The organism is Microcoleus sp. PH2017_05_CCC_O_A, assembly GCF_020738785.1.
Lineage (GTDB): Bacteria > Cyanobacteriota > Cyanobacteriia > Cyanobacteriales > Microcoleaceae > Microcoleus.
Genome location: NZ_JAEQCB010000267.1, coordinates 1 through 4,545 on the forward strand (window position 1 = coordinate 1; position 4,545 = coordinate 4,545).

The following is a 4,545-nucleotide window of genomic DNA, read 5'->3' on the forward strand; positions in this document are numbered from 1 at the left end:
TTATTCCTGTAGTTTTAGGACTGTGGACTAAAATTACTAACGTAGATGTCTAACATTGACTACTTTTGGGTAGCTTTGTCCATGTTTTTACGAGCGGTAAATTCACTTAAGGAATAAGAATTAAATAACTTACAATTTTTATTCTTCTTGTGGGATGGGCGTCCCGCCCGTCCTTTCTGGACGGGCGGGACGCCCATCCCACAAATATGTGTAAATTATTTAATTCGCGATCCTAAATGAAACGTAAAATACAGCTTGCACTCAAGCTGGCTCTGTTGCTCTTCTTCCTTCCTTTTAGATTAAGTGAACTGTTTGATGCCTTCTTGCTTCTTCATTCTGCTTGGTGACGTTCTTGCAAGTAATTTTGCGACAGGGGAGTCCGTACCGCCGGCAGTAACTCTTCTGGTTTCGTGCCTCGTTGCTGTGAGTGCCGCCACCCAAACAAGCCAGCACTCACAGCAACGGGGAACAAGCAAAGCATCACTACCAGACATTTTTGCAATCCCGATTGTTTGAACGATTTCGGAGTCGGTGTAGTTACCCGAGTTGCTTGGATCGCCGCCGACTCAGAATTAGGAATAGAGTTCGGTGAATTAGCAGCAGAAGACCGATCGCTCTGGTGAACCCAATCCCTGCGATCTTTTAATTGGTCGGGAAAATATTCCCAGACTTCGCCGTCATCTGTGTCTGACTCCTGCGGTTGATTGGCTGCGGTTGGCGGGTATGGGGCGATCGTCGAGAGTCCAGACGGCGCCTTCCATTCTGTGGCCGCTCCCGCCGGCGGCGTTCCCGGTAGGATTAAATTTGGCACCGGAGAACCGGATGGCCCGCTTTGGGCTGGGGCGCCCGTCAGATAGCCGTCAAAGTCCGGGTGCTGGTAGAGAATCGGCAAAGCCCAGTATAACTGGTGAGAACCGTAGGCAGAAATTAGTCCCGCCCTGGCCCGACTCAGGCTGAGATCGACTGGATAGCCTTGATTCAGGTTGCGGTAAAACAGTCGCGTCAGAGTTAGGGCTACATCGTCGGGAATGCTTTCTGCCATTGCTAGCACTGCCGGAATGCCCCGCTTGATTAAGGCTGCGGTTAAATTGCGTTCCGAACTGTCCTCGCCGATGTCTGAGGGGTCGCCGTAGGCCCCGCGGCAGGAATTGAACACGGCCATCTGAATGCCGTTGTTAACCAGCAATCCGGCTAAGTCGTCGCCGCTCAAGGTTTCGGTTAACCCGGTGCGGCTGCTGACTAGGTAGAGTTCGCCACCTCTGGAACCTAAGTTGCTGTGGCCTGCGTAGTGCAAGACTTGGTAGTGTCCTTGTTCTAGGGCTTGAGTAAGCTGTTCTCGATCGGGCTGTTCGAGAATCGTCAGTTGAATTTCGGAGTGTGGGCCGTTTTTGAGGGGATTAGCGCTCCGGTTTTGCAGTTCTTGTTGCAAGTGGAGCGCTTCTCGTTTGAGCTGCAAGCTGTCTCGATCGCTCGGAGAGGCGATCGCCACTAAAATTTTTAGCGGGCCGCTGCTGGGTACCACCCGGGTTTGTTTGAACAAACTTGTACCTGGTTGGTAGCGGGAAAACACGACATCGGTGCCGGTTGCTAAAGGGCGATCGCCCGCGTGCAGCACTTCCCACGGCAGCCGCGGCAAGTGCCTGCCTTTGAGTCCCAGGCGCAGTTGCAGCACTTCTCGGCGGTGCTGGGCGATGCCTTGAGCGCAAGTCCAGCTATCGCGCAAGTTTCCTTGAAACAGTCCGCTGTATAATTGTTGCCCCAGGGCTACTAAATTCGGCGCTGAGTTTTTTGTCGATCGCCCTGTGCGACCGGCAGCACCAGTTCCTTGGAACACGCCCACCATCGGGTCATTCATCAGTTGAGCAGACAGTGCCAGCCATTGGTCGATCGGCCAGCGGACTTGTTGCTCTGCTAAGGGTACACCGGGTGCAACCTTTTCTGTCCGCACTAGATATTCGTCGTCCCCAACTGGGGTGACTGAGAGTTTAAATTCTTGGCTCACCAATTTAGCGCCCCCCCGCCTCAAGTCTGAATGTGCCTGCGTTTTTGCAGCTAGCAATCGCGATCGGCAAACTAATTTTTACTCTTTCAATCAAAGTTTCTGAATGCGCTTCCCCCGATCGGGCGATCGCTGGGATCAAATATATTTGTTCAAACACTTTGAGGCTATAAAACTTGTACTTTAATAACAGTTTATTAGTTTTGATTGCCCTATGGCTTGGTGAAAGCCGAATTTTCTCCAATCTTGCTATTTTGAACATTTTGCACCTCTACCGCAGACCCCTTTACATTCGTCGGAAACTTGAGTTTGTCATTGCTCAGTAAAGTTAAATAGGAGGCACTTTACCAGGCGGATCTCTAGTTCTTATTAAGATTACTTCAGCTATCGCCCACCTGTTTCAGGGCAATATCGCAGGCAATTTTGAGTAAATTTTTGGCGGTAGCGATCGATCGCTGTGTCCTCACCACTTATCCTCTACCATCAACCCCCCATTTCAAATCTTGATTTTGTGTCAATTAATGAATTGGTCAGCCGGCGAGTCCTCATCCGTAAGCCCTGAGTCCTCATCCATAAGCCCTGAGCGGCGATCGCTAATCGATAGAGCGACCCTCTAAAATTCCTCATCGATTATTGCTAATTTACCGCTTCTATGTTAATGTTATTTTTTTGTTTAACTGTCTTAATCTAGCTAAAGTGAAGCAGGAAAAATAAAGTCAAGTGTCCGAGAAGTTTTCAGAATACAACTGCTATCGAATATTCCAGCCCTTTCCAGCAACCAGGATTTTTCTCATCTAGAGGACTGAGCCTCATCCAGCCTCTTTTTCGGTGAAATATTGGGAAAAGGCAACCATAAACTTACAAATAAACCGGGTTTATCGTGTCCACCACGGGTCATTTGCGCTCAAAATGCCGATCGAGCTTGTAATTTTAACCAAAAACAATGCCACTTTTCAGTTGACAGTTGACTGTTGACAGTTGACTGTTGACCGCTTGAGGGCTACCTCTCCATAAAAGGAAGAGGATTGAAACAGTGAAGAATTTTGTTTTATTTCCCCCTAAAAGGAGGAGGATTTAAACCCATTCTTCTTGGCAAAAATTAATGCAATTGTAGGCAAGGTTCAAGACAATACAAAATCTGTCATTACTAATCTCAAATTTAAAATCTCAAACCTAAAATCGTATAAATTATGTGTTTATTGCTATGTGTTATAGAATTTTACAAGAAAGAATTAGTCGAAAGCCGGAACCCGGAGCGGGAGAAATTAAAATCAGGCTATTCATTACTCCAATACTCGGACTTTTCGGTAGAGGCCGCTCTCAAACTGTCAACTGTCAACTGTCAACTGTCAACTGTTGAAAATCTGTATTGAGCCAGATATTATTGGGCGGAGTTGCTAGCATTTTTTCTAAAATACAAAATCTTATCAGTTCGCGAGGCTGGCTCGAATTCAGATAAACTTATACGACAGAAAATTAAAACAAATATTTGCCGGGGCGAATCATCTAATTTATTTATTAATCATCGGGAACTAAAATTAGGAGCGTACAGTCACTGGCAAAAGAGATGCAAATCCTAAGTCAGGGAAGGATTTGTCAGAGCTGGGAGTGTTACAAAAAGTTAAGGCAACTAGGCTCGATCGCAGGAAAAGCAAGGTAAAATTTGGGTAATAAAGGTTTTGGGTAGTTATGTGGGAGTTGTCAGTTGCGAGTTTACATTCTGCAGCTTACTGTAGAAATTACGGAGAAAGTCACAAGCGTTTTGCGCTGTGGCACAACTCTTGCGGTGTATGTGGCGGATCAATTATTTTTGGTGCACCATTGCAGAAGATAAAACTCGCAACTGATGGAAATAACCCCTTGCAGTTTAAATAGCATCTATAAACAGAAAGGTCGGAGATCGGCGGCTCTAGCAGGCGAAAGTATGAAATTGTAAAATTATGCTTCTGCTATATCCTCCTTGCTGATAAACTGACTCTAAGAAACTTAGCCCTTTTTTGGAAATATCAAAGATGGAAGAAGAAATGTTGTTAGAAAATGTATCGGGAACACTTTTTCCCGATCGAGATGAAACAGAAATTTCTGACCTGAAAAAAACCAGTTTGTTTTCACCGATCGCCCTGGATGATGAGCAGCCAAAACTCGTGTTTTCCGCCAGCGAACTCGATCGACTCGCCGATTTTCGGGATGCTAGTGCTATCAATTCCGATAGCGGGTTAGGCAAGTTAGTCGGCAAAGTTCCGAATCCGCCTCCTCCTAAAGACACATCCCCCAAAGTTGCTGATGATAGCAGCAAAATGGCTGAATTGAGCGGCGTACCCGAAGAAGGTACAGGCAACAAAAATGACAAAAATGACAAAAAAGATAACAGCGGCAGCGATCCCCAGACGATCGAAGGTACTGATGGCGATGACATAATTGTTGCCACGGGCGCTAACCAGTCGCTCTACGGCAAAAGAGGCAAAGACAAACTCAAAGGAAAGAGTGGCAAAAATAAACTCTATGGAGGCAAAGACGGCGACGATTGCGAGGGCGGCGATGGCGAT

At 46.7% G+C, this 4,545-nt stretch carries 2 protein-coding genes and 1 pseudogene; 1 reads left to right on the plus strand and 2 read right to left on the minus strand.

The window, feature by feature from the left end; all coding sequences use genetic code 11:
- Nucleotides 1-331: 331 nt before the first annotated feature.
- Both JGK20_RS33380 and JGK20_RS33385 read right to left on the minus strand, forming a co-directional pair.
- Complete coding sequence (locus JGK20_RS33380; RefSeq protein WP_293233689.1) at nt 332-2,002, minus strand: CHAT domain-containing protein; 1,671 nt, start codon at nt 2,000-2,002, stop codon at nt 332-334.
- A 4-nt stretch (nt 2,003-2,006) separates the two neighbouring features.
- Nucleotides 2,007-2,261 (minus strand): hypothetical protein, encoded by a 255-nt coding sequence (locus tag JGK20_RS33385; protein ID WP_293193679.1) that lies wholly within the window; start codon nt 2,259-2,261, stop codon nt 2,007-2,009.
- 1,750 nt (nt 2,262-4,011) lie between these two features.
- On the opposite strand from JGK20_RS33385, the pseudogene JGK20_RS33390 reads away from it, so the two are divergent.
- Nucleotides 4,012-4,545: pseudogene (locus JGK20_RS33390) on the plus strand (hypothetical protein); the annotation flags it as partial.